The following is a 285-nucleotide window of genomic DNA, read 5'->3' on the forward strand; positions in this document are numbered from 1 at the left end:
CCAGCTCATTTCTATATCGCGCAAATCTAGGCTGCGCTAACCCGCGGACATTCTCCAGCATGAGCGCCTTTGGACGCGACTGCGCGGTCAGCTCGAGCGCCCTCGGGAACAAATCTCTCTCGTCATCTTGCCCAAGCTGTTTACCAGCAATCGAGAAGGGCGGACATGGAACTCCCCCTGCCAGCAGATCGAGGTCATCCGCAAAAGGGGAAATGTCGAAATCTAGTACATCACCATGAGCACGGTGAATAAAACCGGCAGCCTCCAACCCGAGCGCCTGGCCTC

The 285-nt window shown here is 56.8% G+C and carries 1 protein-coding gene; it reads right to left on the reverse strand.

The annotated features are described in order from the left end of the window. Window positions 1-285, reverse strand: a 285-nt coding sequence (locus CYJ76_RS11460; RefSeq protein WP_180802300.1) for a DNA cytosine methyltransferase, incomplete at both ends; no start/stop codon positions are given.

Source organism: Kytococcus schroeteri, assembly GCF_002847825.1.
GTDB lineage: Bacteria > Actinomycetota > Actinomycetes > Actinomycetales > Dermatophilaceae > Kytococcus > Kytococcus schroeteri.